The 16545-nt window shown below is 62.5% G+C and carries 22 protein-coding genes; 8 read left to right on the forward strand and 14 right to left on the reverse strand.

Translation table 11 applies throughout. The features are described 5' to 3' along the window. The first annotated feature begins 16 nt into the window (after window positions 1–16). Both flaF and NWI_RS05700 read left to right on the forward strand, forming a co-directional pair. Window positions 17–382: a flagellar biosynthesis regulator FlaF gene (gene flaF / locus NWI_RS05695; RefSeq protein WP_011314399.1), complete on the forward strand. Its 366-nt coding sequence runs from the start codon at window positions 17–19 to the stop codon at window positions 380–382. A 29-nt stretch (window positions 383–411) separates the two neighbouring features. Beyond that, complete coding sequence (locus tag NWI_RS05700; RefSeq protein ID WP_011314400.1) at window positions 412–777, forward strand: hypothetical protein; 366 nt, start codon at window positions 412–414, stop codon at window positions 775–777. A 215-nt stretch (window positions 778–992) separates the two neighbouring features. Here NWI_RS05700 and NWI_RS05705 read toward each other — a convergent pair whose 3' ends face one another. From NWI_RS05705 to NWI_RS05720, 4 genes are all read right to left on the reverse strand, one after another. After that, window positions 993–1358: a hypothetical protein gene (locus NWI_RS05705; RefSeq protein ID WP_011314401.1), complete on the reverse strand. Its 366-nt coding sequence runs from the start codon at window positions 1356–1358 to the stop codon at window positions 993–995. Between the two features lie 180 nt (window positions 1359–1538). After that, window positions 1539–2030: a hypothetical protein gene (locus NWI_RS05710; protein ID WP_011314402.1), complete on the reverse strand. Its 492-nt coding sequence runs from the start codon at window positions 2028–2030 to the stop codon at window positions 1539–1541. Beyond that, window positions 2027–2416, reverse strand: a complete 390-nt coding sequence (gene flgJ / locus NWI_RS05715; protein ID WP_011314403.1) for a flagellar assembly peptidoglycan hydrolase FlgJ — start codon at window positions 2414–2416, stop codon at window positions 2027–2029. The genes NWI_RS05710 and flgJ overlap by 4 nt, the downstream gene beginning before the upstream one ends. Next, entirely contained in the window at window positions 2416–3540 is a 1125-nt protein-coding gene (locus tag NWI_RS05720) for a flagellar basal body P-ring protein FlgI (protein ID WP_011314404.1), read from the reverse strand. Before NWI_RS05720 ends, flgJ begins: the two co-directional genes overlap by 1 nt. A 331-nt stretch (window positions 3541–3871) precedes the next feature. On the opposite strand from NWI_RS05720, the gene NWI_RS05725 reads away from it, so the two are divergent. Further along, window positions 3872–4285: a flagellar assembly protein FliX gene (locus NWI_RS05725; protein WP_011314405.1), complete on the forward strand. Its 414-nt coding sequence runs from the start codon at window positions 3872–3874 to the stop codon at window positions 4283–4285. A gap of 251 nt (window positions 4286–4536) precedes the next feature. After that, window positions 4537–4902, forward strand: coding sequence for an RNA polymerase-binding protein DksA (dksA, locus tag NWI_RS05730; RefSeq protein WP_009799332.1), 366 nt, complete (start codon window positions 4537–4539; stop codon window positions 4900–4902). 56 nt (window positions 4903–4958) lie between these two features. On the opposite strand, the gene NWI_RS05735 is transcribed toward dksA, so the two are convergent. From NWI_RS05735 to NWI_RS05780, 10 genes are all read right to left on the reverse strand, one after another. After that, window positions 4959–5294, reverse strand: a complete 336-nt coding sequence (locus tag NWI_RS05735; protein WP_011314407.1) for a hypothetical protein — start codon at window positions 5292–5294, stop codon at window positions 4959–4961. A gap of 83 nt (window positions 5295–5377) precedes the next feature. Further along, window positions 5378–5866 carry an Hsp20/alpha crystallin family protein gene (locus NWI_RS05740; RefSeq protein WP_011314408.1) on the reverse strand — a complete coding sequence of 163 codons (489 nt, stop codon included), beginning with the start codon at window positions 5864–5866 and terminating at the stop codon, window positions 5378–5380. 82 nt (window positions 5867–5948) lie between these two features. Continuing rightward, on the reverse strand, window positions 5949–6407 hold the full coding sequence (locus NWI_RS05745) for an Hsp20 family protein (RefSeq protein WP_011314409.1): 459 nt from the start codon (window positions 6405–6407) through the stop codon (window positions 5949–5951). A gap of 289 nt (window positions 6408–6696) precedes the next feature. Continuing rightward, a complete protein-coding gene (locus tag NWI_RS05750; RefSeq protein ID WP_011314410.1) occupies window positions 6697–8562 on the reverse strand; it encodes a patatin-like phospholipase family protein in 1866 nt (621 codons plus the stop codon). Window positions 8563–8677: 115 nt separating this feature from the next. Further along, complete coding sequence (locus NWI_RS16405) at window positions 8678–8971, reverse strand: hypothetical protein (protein WP_049750553.1); 294 nt, start codon at window positions 8969–8971, stop codon at window positions 8678–8680. Between the two features lie 252 nt (window positions 8972–9223). Further along, window positions 9224–9982: a flagellar basal body L-ring protein FlgH gene (gene flgH, locus NWI_RS05760; RefSeq protein ID WP_011314412.1), complete on the reverse strand. Its 759-nt coding sequence runs from the start codon at window positions 9980–9982 to the stop codon at window positions 9224–9226. A 5-nt stretch (window positions 9983–9987) separates the two neighbouring features. After that, on the reverse strand, window positions 9988–11130 hold the full coding sequence (flgA, locus tag NWI_RS05765; RefSeq protein ID WP_011314413.1) for a flagellar basal body P-ring formation chaperone FlgA: 1143 nt from the start codon (window positions 11128–11130) through the stop codon (window positions 9988–9990). Between the two features lie 38 nt (window positions 11131–11168). After that, entirely contained in the window at window positions 11169–11957 is a 789-nt protein-coding gene (gene flgG / locus NWI_RS05770; RefSeq protein WP_011314414.1) for a flagellar basal-body rod protein FlgG, read from the reverse strand. A gap of 13 nt (window positions 11958–11970) precedes the next feature. After that, on the reverse strand, window positions 11971–12738 hold the full coding sequence (flgF, locus tag NWI_RS05775) for a flagellar basal-body rod protein FlgF (RefSeq protein WP_011314415.1): 768 nt from the start codon (window positions 12736–12738) through the stop codon (window positions 11971–11973). Between the two features lie 235 nt (window positions 12739–12973). Further along, window positions 12974–13192: a hypothetical protein gene (locus NWI_RS05780; protein WP_041344847.1), complete on the reverse strand. Its 219-nt coding sequence runs from the start codon at window positions 13190–13192 to the stop codon at window positions 12974–12976. Window positions 13193–13256: 64 nt separating this feature from the next. On the opposite strand from NWI_RS05780, the gene fliL reads away from it, so the two are divergent. The 4 genes from fliL (at window position 13257) to NWI_RS05800 (ending at window position 16416) form a co-directional block, all read left to right on the forward strand. After that, window positions 13257–13745, forward strand: coding sequence for a flagellar basal body-associated protein FliL (gene fliL / locus NWI_RS05785; protein ID WP_011314416.1), 489 nt, complete (start codon window positions 13257–13259; stop codon window positions 13743–13745). Between the two features lie 234 nt (window positions 13746–13979). Next, window positions 13980–15185 carry a flagellar motor switch protein FliM gene (gene fliM / locus NWI_RS05790; RefSeq protein ID WP_011314417.1) on the forward strand — a complete coding sequence of 402 codons (1206 nt, stop codon included), beginning with the start codon at window positions 13980–13982 and terminating at the stop codon, window positions 15183–15185. Then, window positions 15182–15616, forward strand: coding sequence for a DUF6468 domain-containing protein (locus tag NWI_RS05795; protein WP_011314418.1), 435 nt, complete (start codon window positions 15182–15184; stop codon window positions 15614–15616). The genes fliM and NWI_RS05795 overlap by 4 nt, the downstream gene beginning before the upstream one ends. Next, window positions 15613–16416, forward strand: coding sequence for a MotE family protein (locus NWI_RS05800; RefSeq protein WP_011314419.1), 804 nt, complete (start codon window positions 15613–15615; stop codon window positions 16414–16416). The genes NWI_RS05795 and NWI_RS05800 overlap by 4 nt, the downstream gene beginning before the upstream one ends. The last annotated feature ends 129 nt before the right edge of the window (window positions 16417–16545 follow it).

The following is a 16545-nucleotide window of genomic DNA, read 5'->3' on the forward strand; positions in this document are numbered from 1 at the left end:
TTCCCCGAGGATTTAAATGTCGAATGCTGCTCAAGCCTACGCCAGGACGGCGCAAACTTCGTCGTCTCCCCGTGAAATCGAGGCGCAGGCTTTGCTGAAGGCGGCGCGGCAGCTTCGGGAGGTCCAGGACAAGTGGGAAGGGCCTGACAACGACATGCACAAGGCGCTGCTGTTCAATCGCCGTTTGTGGTCGATCTTCATGAGCGCGGCGGACAGCGACAGCAATCCGCAACCGCTGGAAGTCCGTCAGAATATCGCCAACATCGGCGTTTTCGTGATGAAGCAGACAGTCGACATGCAGCTCAATCCCGATCCCGCGAAGCTGACGGCGCTGATCGACATCAACTGCAATCTCGCGGCGGGCCTGTCCGGGCGGGCGTAATTCCTGCGGTTACAGACGGAGCCGGATCATTGGCCGACGTCCTGAATATCCTGGCATCGAACTACAGAACGGTCGGTGAGAACGTCAGCCTGACCACCGGGAAGTATGTCAACGTCGATCCCGATGTTTTCGAAGGGACGTGGAGCGGCAAGTACGCCAATCAGAAACCTTTCTCCATAACGATTTCGAACGTCAACGGCTTTCGCGCCAAGGCGAAGTATCAGTACGGAACCACGATCAAGTATCAGGAAGTCCTGATCAAGAATAACGGGTTTCGGGTCGGCGATTCAAAATTCGTGCTGACAAAGACCGGCACCGCGCAGGTCAGCACCGTCATGAGCGATCCGGCGACCGGCGCAAGCACCCTCGAGACGGCCTACGTTCATCAGCGCTGAGAGCTGGCCTTCAAAGCGGAAAGGCTCTATCGCGTTTTCGAGCGAAGCATGTCCTCGGGCTTGAGCCCTAAGGATGGATACCGGTTCGCGTGAAGAAAACGCGTCAGAACATAAAGATAGAGTCTGGTTCAACTGCGTTGAAACAGACTCGTCGCTTATCTTTTTTTGAGCATGATCTTCTCCGAAAACCGGTTTCCACTTTTCGGGATCATGCTCTAGGCGCGCCGGTCAGTGGCGGCCGGAGGGTCGCGCTCGGCGTTCATCAGATCCAGCGTTCGGAAGTAGGCGCGTCGCCGCAGCATCGCCTCTTCGGGAAACTGCTTCACGACGAGGCTCGTGCGGCGATCGACGACCTGGTAAACTACCGCGGCGGCGTCACGATCGACCACCACCTGACGCGACAACGCTTCGCGTGAGGTCTGCAGGTCGTTGCGGCTGCGCGTGCTGATGTCCGCCGCCGTGACGCTCTGGCTCGGCGGAAGTTCCGTCGCCACGGTATCGTTTGCGGCTGCGCTCGCCAGTTGAACGACCGGCGCCGCGACCGGCGTGCCGATAGGTTTGATACTGAAATCCGCGCTCATGGTCGACTCCCGGCCTCCTCCGAGTCAAATCCCAACCCCCTTTTGATGGCAAGCCTAACGCTTGTCTCTCAACGGCGGGTTAGAGAACGTCCTCAATGAGGTGTTGTCGGAAGCGCGGGAGTTTGAACTAAATCGTATTCGAGTATGGCGCTGGATCGAGGCGGCGGCTTTCCGCGGGCGTTACAGCGATCGGCTGACCGCGATCGGGCTCATGTGCTGACGCGAGGGCGCGCTGCGCTGTCCGCTCGCCGTATAGGTCTGCGGCGTGGCGCGGCGCTGCGCCTCGGCGCTGACGCCGCGGACGATTGCTTCGGAAACCGCGTGCGCGGTCGCGAGCACCGTGAGATTCACCTGAAGCATGGCGCGGAATGTGTCGTGATGGCGTTGCAGCGCGGTGAGCAGATCAGGCGTCGATTGCGTCATGTAGGCCTGACTGGCCTTGAACTGCCTGATGGCGTCTACGTAGCGCCGCGACAGTTCTGTCTTCCGGCTCTCGAGCGCCATGCCTTCGCGGATCTTGCCGGCGCGCACCAGCTCGGTCTCGCGCTCGATGACAGCGAGCAGCGCGTTCATGATGTCGAGCATGTCGTCAGCGAGCTTGCGAGCGTCCGCTGGCGTCGATACGGGAGGCAGGAGAGGGGACTCTTGCGGGTTGCGGGATTGCGGCGTCATGCGGCCTCCTGCGGTGGGAGCGCGGTCTGGTTCGCCTGCTGCATGATCAGGGTGCGGAACACCGCGTCGGAGATGCCGACGCCGCCGGCCTTGGCGAACGATCTTGAATATTGCTCGGTGAGCATCGAGCGCCACACGCCGGTGCCGGGAGTATCGCCGAACGGGCCTTCGCCTTTCAGACCCGTTGTCATCTGCGAAAACATGGAGTTGAGAAACATCGCCTCGAAATCCTCTGATGTCGCTCTCGCCTTTTCGACCGACTGCGGAGGAACGCGCTCCAGCGCTTGCGCGAGCTGCGGGTCCGGGCGGCGGTTCAGCGTCGGCGCCATGCGCTGGATGTTGTGATAAGCGCCGCTGAGCGGACCGTTGACAGCGTGGGTTTCCATCACATCACCTCGATATCGGCTTCGATCGCGCCTGCCGCCTTGATCGCCTGTAGAATGCCGATCAGGTCGCGTGGCCCAATGCCGAGGCCGTTGAGCCCGTCGACAAGCTCCTGAAGCGAGACGCCGTTCTTGACCAGCGCGAGCTTGTTGCCGTTCTCCGTCACGCCGACGTCCGTACGCGGCGTCATCACCGTCCGCCCGTTGGACAGCGGATTGGGCTGGCTGACCTGCGGGCTTTCGGAAATGGATACGGTGAGGTTGCCCTGCGCCACCGCGACGGTGGCGACGCGGACGTCGCGTCCCATCACGATGATCCCGGAACGCTCGTCGATAATGATCTTGGCCGTGATGTCCGGCTCGACCTGCAACTGTTCGATCTCGGTCAGAAGCGCGACGACGTTCCCCCTGAACTCCGCCGGGATGGAGAGTTGCACCGTGGACGGGTCGATCGGTTCGGCCGTCTTGGTGCCGAGGAAATCGTTGACGGCGGCGGCGATGCGCTTGGCGGTGGTGAAGTCGCCGTTGCGCAGGGCAAGGCGGACATTCGGCATCCGGTTCAGTGCGAATTCGATCTCACGCTCGACGATGGCGCCGTTGGCGATGCGGCCGTTGGTCGGCACGCCCTTTGTGACGCTCGCGGCTGCGCCTTCGGCGGAAAAGCCGCCGATCGCAAGCGAACCCTGCGCCACCGCGTAGACATTGCCGTCGGCGCCGAGCAACGGCGTGACGAGCAACGTGCCGCCTTGCAGGCTTCTGGCATCGCCCATCGCCGAGACCGTGACATCCATGCGGGTGCCCTGGGTGGCGAAGGCGGGCAGGTTGCCGGTCACCATGACGGCCGCGACGTTGCCGGTTCGAATGGTGGCGCCGCGGATGTTGACGCCCATGCGCTCCAGCATCGCCTGTAGCGACTGCTTGGTGAAAGGAATGTTGTTGAGGGTGTCGCCGGTGCCGTTGAGGCCGACCACGAGGCCGTAGCCGATCAACTGGTTCTGTCGCACGCCCTCGATGTTCGCGAGGTCCTTGATCCTCGACGTGGCGTGGGCGGGGGCTCCGAGGAACGCCAGCGCCAGCAACGCCATGACGGCGATCCGGACGACGCCCGTGAAACCAAGGCCAGACATCCTCTGCTCTCCGCTGAGGTCAGGTTGGGCTGTCCGTCACTCCCATGACGGTCATTCGCCGTTAACCATGCGAGACCCGTGCCACCGCGATCGGCGGTTTGTCGCGTTGATTCTGTTTTGTTTTTTTAAGACTCCGCTGCGGACGAGCGCGAAGCGGGGCGGCGAAGTTGCCCCTGTCGGCAAAATTTGCCGGGCGTTCACGCTTCGTTAACCATAACGGGCCACGCTTCTCCCGCCGGATCATCCGGTGCGCACTCCGTCGGCCGGCGATGGCTTCGGGTTTTCGACGGCAGGCTTGGTTCGCTGAAACCTCATTCGGGCGAGACGATCGATGCGAATTTACGGAGCGAACGGAACGACGCCGGGAACGCAGGCTCCATCCGCGCGGCGAACGGGTGGAAGTGAATTTTCTCTGCCGGACGCAGCTTCCGCAACGGAAAGCAGGGCTGCCGCCGCGCCGAAGGCGACGGCGACCATCGATGCGTTGCTGGCGTTGCAGGGTGTCGAGGAAGATCCGGTGGAGCGGCGCAGGCGCTCGGTGCGGAGGGGCAGGGGGGCTCTGGACGTGCTCGACGATCTCAAGATCGGGCTGCTTTCCGGCAACTTCGACCCCGCAACCGTAACCCGGTTGCGTACCGCCGCTAACGAACTGAAATCCTCTTCCGGCGATGCGGGTCTCGACGCTGTCCTCGCCGAGATCGAATTGCGCGTCGAGGTGGAACTCGCCAAAGCGGGGCAATTCTGACACAGCGAACGGAATGGAACCTCGAAACGATAGGGCTAATACGTATCGAGGATTTTAGTTCCCTATGATCGGGAAGGAAATCAAAAAAAGGAAGCCGGATCTGTCCGGGGTGGACTTCGGGACGACGATATTGTTTGTCACAAACGGCCGCTATATAAGCTCGCCGCAGCCGGATCACCCGGCGTTTTCACCGAGCAGGAACGCATTTGGAAAAGCTGAAGAACTACAGGCCTTCTGAGAAAGAGCCTTTCATGAACGAGCGCCAGCGCGAATATTTCCGCGCCAAGCTGCTGGCATGGAAGGACGAGATTCTTCGCGAATCGAAGGTGACGCTGCAGACTCTTCAAGAAGAAAACGTCAACCTTCCCGACCTTGCCGATCGCGCGTCCTCGGAGACCGACCGCGCTATCGAGCTGCGCGCCCGTGACCGGCAGCGAAAGCTGATCTCGAAAATCGACGCCGCCTTGCAGCGGATCGAGGACAACACCTATGGCTATTGCGAGGAAACGGGCGAGCCGATTTCATTGAAGCGGCTCGAGGCGCGCCCGATCGCGACGCTTTCCGTCGAAGCCCAGGAGCGTCACGAGAAGCGGGAAAAGATCTATCGGGACGAATAGGGCGGCTGCTCCGGCGCGGGGTCGCGGCCTCTATAGCGTTTTCGTCGCTGGTTGAATCAGAATCGTGCGGCGCTCCGCGGAGCGGCGGCCCAGGGCCGCCGCAGACGCATCGAGATGCCGCCGTGAGGCGGCGGATCGTCGTCGCCGCCGTCAAGACGGCGCAGCGCGGCTAGGATGTCGGCGAGCCGGATGGGGCGACCCATGCCGGGGATATCGCGCAGGGCGGGACAGGATTCGACAGCGAACATGTCGGATGCCCAGGAGGACAGGATGATGCGCTTCTCCTGCGTGCTGAGTTGATCATCGCTCAAAACCTCATCCGGAGATGCGTAGTGCGCAGCCGGATGGAATAAAGGTTCGAGGCAGGTGGAGTTCGTGTTGGCGTTCGTCATTGCTAATCTCCCTTTACGCTCCTTTCCGGGATAGCTTGCCTTGAAGGACGCTGGGCAGCGGAGCGCGCCGCCGCCCGTGGTCGTTATTGCGTACTGATCGCGATGCGCTTGACGCCTGCGCGCGGGTTCGCCGACTTCGGCAGCGAGATCGTCAGAACGCCATTCCTGAATGACGCCTCGGCCTTGTCCTCATCGACATCATCAAGAGGAATTTGGCGCTGGAACGAGCCGTAGTAGCGCTCGGTGACGTATTTGCCTCCGTTGGCGCGCTCGTTCTTCTTCTCGCCGCGAATGGTCAGCGTTCCGTTGGCGATTTCGACCTGCACGTCCTTCTCCGTCATGCCCGGCAGTTCGGCCGAGACCGTGACTGCTTTGTCCGTTTCACCAAGCTCGATCCTGGGCCAGCCGAAGCGGCCCTCCATGAGCGGTGTTTGACCGGGCTCAAAACTGCGAAAGACATCGTCGAACAGGCGGTTCATCTCGCGGTGCAAGGTCATGAAAGGGTCATAGCTCGCGCGCGCCGAGGTGACCTCCTGATTTCTCGACCAGGGAATAAGATCACGGATTGCCATGGTTCTCTCCTTCCTCGTGCTGGTTGAGGAAACGCGGACATGCCGAACCGCGCACCGCGTTCCGTCGAACCTCGATCGGGCGTCAGGCTGCTTTCTTCTGCTCGATCTGCGATGAGGGTGCTCCGTTCGCGATGCTGATTCTGCGCGGCTTCATGGCTTCTGGCACTTCGCGCAGCAGGTCGACGATGAGCAGGCCGTCGCGGAACGAGGCTTCTTTCACCTGGACGTAATCGGCCAGATTGAAAACGCGCCGGAACGGACGCGCGGCGATGCCCTGATACAGATACGCGCGGCGGCCATCCTCCGGCTTCCTGCCTTCGATGGTCAGCGTGTTCTGCTCGGCCGTCACCGTTATGTCGTCGACGCCAAAGCCCGCGACGGCGAGGGTGATCCGATAGTGATCTTCGCCGGAACGTTCGATGTTGTAGGGGGGATAATTTTCCTCGGCCGCCTGGTGCGTCGTGCTGCCGACGAAGTCAGCCAGGTGATCGAAGCCGATAGTGGAGCGCCAGAGCGGCGCGAAGTCCAGGGTTGTCCTCATAGCCAAGTCCTCCAAAGAGCAAGATGGATACGAAGGGAGCCGCCAGGAGTATCGCCTGGAAGCTCGCGCCGGACCCGGTATCGAAGGCATCCGGCACAGAACGACCTAGAAAAGCAAAAAACCATTTCAAGAGGTGGGGGAGAAAAAATCGGCGCGGCGGCTCACGGGCGGTCTGTTAAATCAGACTCTATAGCGTTTTCGAGCGAAGTGGAATCCGGTTCGCGTAAAGAAAACGCGTCAAATCAAAAGGCTAGAGTCGTTCACCGCTTCCATGACGCAATGAACGACTCTAGCGAAACATCTTCCGCTGCTCGTCGCTCATGCCCGCCAGCATCTCCCTCGCCTGGCTGTAGCCGGCGGCCACCACCTCTTCGAAGCGACTCCAGTCGAGCAGGCGACCGTCGGAGATCCGCGGCCGGAACAACAGGTCGGTGAACTTTCCCATCTCCTTCTGTTTGGAGATCGACGTGATGAAGGACGATCGCAGCATCGTCTCGGGCACGCTCGGCAGACGGTAGCGCCGCTTCGCGCGCGGCCTTAGTTTGTCGCGCAGCAAGGTGAGCGTCCCCGGCACATCGTCAATGTCGAACAACTGCTCGCGGTCAACCGAGAGGTCGACGCCGATGATGCGGCCCGCGCCGAGCCGGGCCATCACGTCGACCGGGAAATTGTTGAACGTGCTGCCGTCGTACATCATGTGTCCGCCGACGAAGACCGGCGGCAGCGCGCCGGGAATCGCATAGCTTGCGCCGACGTTGCGGGTAAGGTCGCCTCGCTGAAGGACAGCTTCGCTGCCGGTCGAAAAGTCTGATGCGATGGTGAAGAAGGTGGTCCAGCAATCCTCGCTGTCGATCGCGTCCCGGCCGGTGGCGTCGCGCACGGCCTGCGTCATCGCGCTTCGCGTGCGTGCACCCTTGATCAGCGACACCAGCGGAATGAAGTTGTAGTCGCCGGTGACGTTGCCTCTCGGATGTTCGAGGAACGCCTTTCGGACGGCGGCCGTGACTTCCTCCGCGCTGCGCCCGAGCGCCAGCACCATTCCCATGACCGCGCCGATGGAGCTGCCGCCCAGCATGTCGACGGGAATGCCTGCCTCTTCCAGCGCCTTGATGACGCCGACATGAGCGAAGCCGCGCGCGCCTCCGCCCGACAGCACGAGCCCGATGGCCCGCCCTGATACGATGCGAGCGAGGCGGCGCATGTCGGCGGGCAGTTCCGGACGAATGTGGAAGTGCCGCGCGTCCGGTCGCGCGTTCAGCCAATGCGCGGTGCTGGTGGGAATTCTCGTATCAGCCCGGTGCAGCAGGACCAGCGTCTGCCGCGCGATCGAGATGGGAGCGGCCGGCGAAAGGCACGCACGCTCCACAGCCGAGAGGCCGGGATCGCGGCCGGCGTTGGCAAGCAGCAGCACCTCGTCGGCATGACGAAGGCAAAACCGGGTCCATGCGGTGTCGCCTCCGTCGGCGGCAAGGTATACCGCGCGGTTCCGAGCCTCGATGTCGTCGATATAGCCGGCGAGCGCGTCGTTGCGTTTTCCCGGCGCTTGATCCTGAGCGCCGAAGTGGCTGGCGACGTCATCTTTGGTGACGACTGCCACCGGCCCGGCCTCGGCGGCTTGCGCGTTGCGCAGGCTTCGCGCGAAACCGGCTGCATCCGGCCCGGAAGTGATCGGCAGTATGCAGATCTTGACCGGCACCAGAGGCGCCTGCCGCTCGCGTTCGCGCTGACGGAAACGCCGGATCACGGCCCGCATCATCGACATCTCGATTTCCGGGTGCTGCAGGATCGTCCGCTCGATCATCGCGCGGGTCACCTTGACCAGAAGCGTATCGCGCACCGCCACGACGGTCGCCGAGCGCGGCTCGCCGGTGAACAGCGCAAGCTCGCCTATGGTTTCGCCGCGCCCGATCTCTCCGAGAATTTTTCGCGCGCCGGATTCGGTCTCCGAGAACGCGTGAAGCCGTCCCGACAGGATGAAGTACACGTCGTTACTGATGTCGCCCTGGCGCAGCAGGATCGCGCCGGAGACCAGATCGACATACTCGGCCACGGAACGGATGGTGTGCAGGATCTCTGCGTTGTCGGACGCGAAGTAGTCGCGAAGCACGGTCTGGAGCAGCGCGTCGCGTTGCTGAAGATCGGGATCGGATTTCAATACCGCAACTCCTGTGGGTTCGGTTCAAGCATTGCATCCCGTTGCGGCAAAAGCTCCTGCAAAATCATTCCGGCGTTCGTTTGCCGGGTCGCGGCAATGTGGAACGAATGCGAATCTAGTCGCGCCCGACCCAGCCGGGAAATCCCGGCGCGGTTGGGCTATCGCCTTTCAGGCCGCTCGGCAGGGCGCCGGTGCCGATGGTTCCAGGCCGCGACGTGTTCGGCACGCCGGGCTGATTGATCACGCCGGTGTCGACGAGCGGTAGCCGCTGAGGAGGCATCGGCGTTACGACGGGCGCCCAAGGCATGAACATGTAGACAGGGCGGTGCCGATGGCGCGCCTGCGCCGTATCGGACAAGCCGATCAGGCAGACGGCGACGACAAGCAGGACGTGGACGGCGAGGTTCATGGACGCTCCCGCGATCTCCGATTGCGGAACATCACGGATATATAGCCATCGAATTCGCCGCGCGCAGATCAATATGCATCACATTTCGCTGTCCCTCGGCGACGGGTGCTTGATCATCTGCATCGTCAAATAGACACGGCCTCCGGCAGGGGAGACGCCGGAGGCCGCATCCCCGGCGGTGCGCGGCATCGCCGGGTCGTCGCCGTCTCGCGCCTGGGTTCGCGATCCGGCGGGGAGCTTCGGGATCATGTTCTAGAATGGCAGCAGCACGTCCATGACTTGTTGACCATAGCGCGGCTGCTGAACGTCGGTGATCTGCCCACGCCCGCCGTAGGCGATGCGGGCCTGCGCGATCTTGCTTGAATCGATGGTGTTGTCGCTTTGGATATCCTCGGGCCGTACGATGCCGGCGACGATCAGTTCGCGGATCTCGAAGTTGACGCGGATCTCCTGCTTGCCCTCGACCACGAGGTTGCCGTTCGGCAGCACTTGCGTGACGACCGTGGCGACGCTGGTCTGCAGGTTCTCCTGACGTTGCACCAAGCCCTTGCCATCGCTCAGCGATTCGGAATCGGTTGTCAGCAGCCGGCCGGGAAGAACCTTCTGCGCGGTCCCGCCCAATAGTTTGGAGCCGGCGAAATCAGCGATGCCCGAATCGTCCTTGCTGACGCGGCTGCGCTGGGTCTGGTTGGCGATGTTGGCCCTGTCGGTGAAGTTCACCGTCACGGTCAGGAGGTCGCCGACCCGCGCGGCGCGCTGGTCCCTGAAGAACGCGCGTGAACCGTTCCGCCATAGTGAGTTGGCGTTGTAGGACACCGTCTCCGGCTTCGGCATCGGCATCTGCACAGGCTTGTATCCGGGCTGCGTGGTCGGATTGTCGATCGCGGTCAGCTTGGGTGACTCGCCTATCTGCGACAGGCGATCGATCGACGAGCAGCCGCTGGCGAGGCCGGCGGCCGCCAGCAACGTGCCGGTCAGAACGATGCGATTGAGGGACGCGAGCTTCAACATGAAGGTTACTCGGTTTTCGAGGATGCGGGCGCGTTGCTCCCGGCGGAGAACGAGGCTGTCGTCTCCACCGCCGGCTCGACGCTCGCCAGCCTGTGTGGGACGACCGGCGCGGCGGGCGACACCGACACCTGGCCGCGACCGACCACGACACCGGATATGGTGCGGTTCGATTGCAGATTGAGAACGCTGACGACGTCCCCTTCCGTGCCGGACTCGGTCGCCTTGCCGCGTACCGTGAGATAGATCCCCGCGGTCTGATAGATCAGGGTCACCGCCTGGTCGCGTTGCACGAGATCCGGCCTGGTCAGGTCGATGCCGTGCAGCGCCTGACCGGCGCGCATCTGCCGCCGCGTCTGCATCCCGACGACGTGGTCGCGGCTCGCCGGATTGTTGCCGACCTCGGCCCTGGGACGACGCTCGATGACGATGTCGGACGATTTCAGCAGCGTGTTGCGGTCGACGTCGCGAGCCAGCACGGCGGCTTCGACAGTCTCCACGGCTGTTCCGGTGAAGCGGAGGCGGGTCGGCGCCGCGCCGGAGTCGTTTCCGACCTCAAGCGTGACATCAAAGCGGCCGCTGCGCGGGTCGAACCGGGTGACCAGCGGAGTGACCGCGCCGTTGTTCGCGGCATCGAGATGGATCGCCTTGAGGTCTTTATCGAAAGTCAGCAGCAGATCCCGGGCGTCGCCAAGCCCGTTGCGGTGTTCGAGCGCGACCGCGATCTGCAATTCGACGTCGTCGGGATCGAGGGTTCGTGCGAGCCGCGTCACAGCGACGTTGCCGATGCCGTGAGTCTCGACGCCGATCACCTGATGCGCGCGGAGAACGTCGAGCAACTGGGCGGCCGGCAGGGTACCGGTGGTGCCGGGATCTGGAGCGCGATAGATCGCGATCTGCGCTGCGTCGCCGGCGTTATCGACGAGGTCGCCGATCCGCACCATTTTGTCGGTAACGTCGACACGGCCGCGAAGCACGGGAGCCGGAATGGCGGCAGCGGTCCGGAACGCGCTCGCAAGATCGGCGCGGCGCGCAGCCGCGTCATTGCCCGCCAGCACCGGGGCGGGCGCCGCCAGCAGCGCGCCGGCGACGACGGCGACGAGGAGGGGGCGGACGGCCATGATCAGCTTCTCTTCTTTTTTACCGGGCATGATCTTGTCCAGCTAGTTTTCACTTCTCGGATCATGCTCTAGCGGAACAGTGCGGCTGCGGATTGCAGCATCTGATCGGCGGCGCTGATGACCTTGGCGTTCATCTCGTAGGCGCGTTGCGCGGCGATCAGGTCGGAGATTTCCGACACCACCTCGACATTGGCCTGCTCGAGGTTCGACTGCTGCATGTCGCCGAAGCCGTCGAGATTGGCGATGCCGTCCTGGAAAGGACCGGAGGCGGGCGTCTCCTTGAAGTTGTTGTCGCCGACCGGCTGCAGGCCCGCTTTGTTGATGAAGCGGGTGAGGCCGATCTGGCCGAGCACGGTCGGAGTGGTCTGCCCCGGCAGCGTCACCGAGACCTGGCCCTGCGCGTTGATGGTGATGCCCGCGGAGTTCTGCGGGATCGTGATCGTCGGCTGCACCGGATTGCCCTGCGCATTGACGATGCGGCCCATGTTGTCCATCTGGAACGTGCCGTCGCGCGTGTACTGAAAGGTGCCGTCCGGCATCTGGATCTTGAAGAAGCCCTCGCCGCGAATGGCGATGTCGAGATCGTTGCCGGTCTGCGACAGCGTGCCTTGACTCATCTGCCGCGGCGTTCCGACAGTTTTCACGCCGCCGCCGAGATCGATGCCGACGGGCATGATGGTGCCCTGAGTTGACGCCTGCGCGCCGACGCGACGGACGTGATCGTAGATCAGATCCTGAAACGCGGCCCGTTGCTTCTTGTAACCGGTGGTGCGCAGGTTCGCGATGTTGTTGGAGATGACCTGGACGTTCAGTTCCTGGGCCGCCATTCCGGTCGCGGCAGTGTAAAGAGCGCGCATGATTTGAAGTTCCTTATGCTGGAACGTCGGCGAGTTTTTCGATGGCGGATCGTTGCAGGTCGCTTTGCTGCTGCAACAGCGTCGCCATCTGCGTGTAGGCGCGGGACACCTCGACCAGGCGGCTCATTTCGGTCACCGCATTGACGTTGGAGCGCTCGATGAAGCCCTGATTGATCCGCGCCTGCGTATCCTGCCGGGCGAAGTTGCCTTCGCCCGCGGCGTAGAGGTTGGAGCCTTCCTTGACCAGCCTTTGGACCTGCGGGAAGGAGACCAGCCGCAGCCTGCCGCGGATTGCGTTGGTCGCGTTGTTGATGCCCTCGATCACGGTCACGGTGCCGTCATCGGAGATCGTGATGTTGCGGTCGGTCTGCTGAAACCTGATCGGGCCGTTGGAGCCGAGCACCGGATGGCCGCCGGCCGTCACCAGCTGTCCCTGCGCATTGATCTGCAATCCGCCGTCGCGAGTGTAGCGCTCGCCGTTCGGCGTCTGCACCACCAGGAACGCGTTGCCGTCGATGGCCACATCGAGCGGGTTCTTGGTCTGCTCGGTCGGGCCGCCGGCGAAGTCGTGGAAGGTGGCGCGGTCCTGCACGAAGCTTAAGCGGCGGTCGCGGCCGACGAAGTTGTCTTCGTGCGCGCCAGGCATCAGATATTCGTTGAACAGCGAATGGTCGGCCTTGTAACCGTTGGTGGTGACGTTAGCGACGTTGTTCGCGATGACATCCATCTGTCGTTCGAGCATCATCTGCCGCGACAGTCCGATGAGGAGGGTGTTCTCCATCGGTGGTTCTCCCCTTGAGGATCCGTGAGGAAGGCTCTCCCAAGCCGCCCGCACCGGATCGATCGGAACCTTCAGGCTCTCCCAAGCCTTCCGGTTCGGGGAAAGGGTTGCGAAATGCGTGCCACCTTCGAAATCTGTTTATTATCAGTTGTTTACTTGATGCAGCCCCGAAGAAAAGCCGGCAATTAAGGTGCTGTTGACCATATCGGCCCGGCAAAATCTTCCTAGGTCATGGTTAATAGAAAGGTTCCGTTAACCATTGCGGACCTAGTGTGGCAGCCCAGAAGTTCTCCGTGTTTTTCGCCGCAGCCTCGAACGTGAACTTTTGGCCGAAGCGCACCGGAATGATGCCGGTGGTGTCGAATTCGAAGTTCGCAAGCTGTTGCGGGGAGGCGACGAACTTCGGGTTCGAAATACAGTGGCAAGCAATAGGGCGCATGTGCGCCGGCAGCATCTGTTCTGCGTATCGAGCCTGCTCGGCGGCATCGGACCGACCTGGGTGAAAGGGCGAGCTGACGATGGCGGAGAATGATCAGACGGGAAAAGCGGCGGACGGAGACGCGCCGCCGGCCAGGAAAAGGTTCAAGCTGATCGCCGCGATCGGCGCTGCGTTGTTCCTCGTCACCGGCGGGAGCATCTGGTTCTTCATGTTCCACCATTCCGTCGGCGAGCAGCACGCCGAAGCGCAGCCGCCGAAGCCGCCTTCCTTCGTCGATGTCCCGGACATGCTGGTCAACCTGGTGGGCGCGCCCGGCGAGCGGGTGCAATATTTGAAGCTGAAGCTCGTCCTGGAGGTGAAGGAGGAGCCGCAGGTCGAGAAGATCAGGCCGGCGCTGCCGCGCGTCACCGATCTGTTTCAGACCTATATGCGCGAACTGCGTCCGAGCGATCTCAACGGCTCAGCCGGCCTGTTTCGCCTGAAGGAAGAATTGACCAGACGGGTGAATGCTGTGCTCTCGCCCGATCATGTCAATGCTGTGCTGTTCAAGGAAGTCGTCATCCAGTGAGGCGTGCTGGCGCCCTTCGGTTTTTCCGAAGTTCGTTTGAAGGGTACGGGGCGCTGGAGCTTTCTTCGGCGGAGTGGATACTGTTCGCCGCAAGAAAATGACCGGACAATCATCTCCAGAGCATTTTTTCCGAAAAGTGGAGGCCGGTTTTCGGAGAAGACATGCTCGATCAAAAGTTAAGGCTGGAGCCTGATTCAACGCAGTTGAATCACACTCTTGCGCCGGAATGGGATCATGGCGAACGACAGCGATCAGATCGATCAGGATGCAATCGCGGCCCAGTGGGAAGCCTCGCTCGACTCCGGGGATCCGGACGAAGCCGCGAAGTCCGCTGCCGCCAATGAACTCACGGGGGCGATGGCGGAGCAATGGGCCGCCATGGTCGACGACGGCGGCCGTGATTTCGGCAACGGCAAGAACAGCGGCGAGCGGGTTCTGTCACAGGAGGAGATCGACAGCCTGCTCGGCTTCAGCGTCGGCGAGATCAATCTCGACGACCATTCCGGTATCCGGGCGATCATCGACTCCGCGATGGTGTCTTATGAACGCCTGCCGATGTTGGAGATCGTGTTCGACCGCCTGGTGCGGCTCATGACGACCTCCTTGCGCAATTTCACTTCCGACAACGTCGAGGTCTCCCTTGACCGCATCACCTCGGTCCGCTTCGGCGACTATTTGAACTCGATACCCCTGCCGGCGGTGCTCAGCGTGTTCAAGGCCGAGGAGTGGGAGAATTTCGGACTGGCGATGGTGGATTCCAGTCTGATCTACTCCATGATCGACGTCCTGCTGGGCGGTCGTCGCGGTCAGTCATCGCTCCGCATCGAAGGCAGGCCCTATACGACGATCGAAACCAATCTGGTGAAGCGGCTGGTGGAGGTCGTGCTGGCCGACGCCGAGCAGGCGTTCCGTCCGCTTTCGCCGGTGTCGTTCTCGATCGACCGCCTTGAAACCAATCCGCGGTTCGCGGCGATCACGCGCCCGGCCAATGCCGCTATTCTGGTCCGGCTGCGGATCGATATGGAAGATCGCGGCGGCACCATCGAACTGCTGCTGCCCTATGCCACCATTGAGCCGATCCGCAACGTCCTGTTGCAGATGTTCATGGGTGAAAAGTTCGGCCGGGATCCGATCTGGGAAAGCCACCTCGCCACCGAGATCGCGCAGGCGCAGATCGCCGTCGACGCCGTTTTGTACGAGGCCGAAATTCCGCTCAGGCAACTCATGACCCTGAAGGTCGGCGATACGCTCCCGCTTGAAATGCGTCCCGATGCATCGGTGGCGGTCCGCTGCGGCAGCGTTACGCTCACCGAGGGCCGCATGGGACGGGTCGGCGACCGCGTCGCCATTCGCGTATCGCGGCATTTGCGCAAACCGAGCACGACATTCGCCATGTTTGAAAGAGCGGACGAGCAGACCAAGATGATGGAGGCCCAATGAACCACTCTTTCGGACTAGTGATCGAGAGTCTTGTCGCGGTTCTTCTCGTACTGACCATCGGTTACTGCATGCTGCTGAACAAGCGGCTGAAGCGGCTGAGGTCGGATGAACAGTCGCTGAAGGCGACGATCAGCGAACTGATCACGGCGACGGAGATCGCCGAGCGCGCCATCGGCGGACTGAAGCACACCGTGCGCGACGTCAACGACAATCTCGGCAACCAGATCGCGTCGGCGACCGATTTGTCACGTCAGTTGGCCAAGCAGCTGGCGGAGGGCGACGCTCTCATGCGACGGCTGTCCAGGATCGCGCTTGCGGCGCGCCCGCCGACGGCTCCGGAGCCGGAGGCCGTGACGAGCGACGCCCGCTCCGTCGCCGACGCGGCGCGCGCGTTTTCCGAACGCAGAAGGGCAAACGGTCTCGCTGCATGAGTGCTTTCAGGGATATACGAGTCATTCCCGTCGTCATGGTCGCGGTCTTCGGCCTCGCGGTGCTCAAGGTCGCGGGGCTCGTGATCGACGGCGGCTATGTCTTCGATGTCCAGCCGGCTTCGGCCGGCCAGTCTTGGGCGCAGGAGAACCTGAATTTTCCGGGAGGGACTCCGGATGCGGCCGACATCACCGGATCGGTTGAGGCGAAGAAAGGCGATGCCGGCAAGGACGATGCCGCGAAGGACGAACCGAAGAATGAGGAATCCAGGCCCGCGGTCGGCACGCCGGGAACAGCGAAGGCGGGCGCGATCATCCTCCCTGAGCCGGGCCAGACGGTCTCGCCATCGGAGCGGGCCATTCTTGAGCGCCTTCAGAGCCGGCGGGAAGAACTCGAAGCGCGCGCCCGGGAAATCGACATTCGTGAAAGTCTCTTGAGGGCCGCCGAGCAGCGTATCCAGGGCCGCGTCGAGCAGATGAAGGGTATCGAGGCGCGGATCGCGACCGCGACCGCGGAGAAGAACGAGGCCGAGATTGCGCGCTTCAAGGGTCTCGTGACGATGTACGAGAACATGAAGCCGAAGGAAGCGGCTAAGGTGTTTGACCGGCTGGAAATGCCGGTCCTGTTCGAGATCGCCTCGAAGATCGCGCCGCGCAAGATGTCCGATATTCTCGGTCAGATGTCGCCTGAGGCCGCCGAGCGATTGACGGTTGAACTGGCGCGCCAGGCCAGCGGCGGCGCGACCTCCGCTTCCAATCTTCCGAAGATCGAGGGCAGGCTGACGCCGCAGGGGCGCAATTAGTATCCTTGTTTAACAGCCCCTTAATGTCGCGCTCCTAGTGTTCGGTCTCACCGGCGTACGAAGCGTCCGGTGATGGATTCGAGTCGAGAGACGATCTGAGAATGGCAAGGACGACTGCCGCTCGATGCT

Source organism: Nitrobacter winogradskyi Nb-255 (genome assembly GCF_000012725.1).
Taxonomy (GTDB): domain Bacteria; phylum Pseudomonadota; class Alphaproteobacteria; order Rhizobiales; family Xanthobacteraceae; genus Nitrobacter; species Nitrobacter winogradskyi.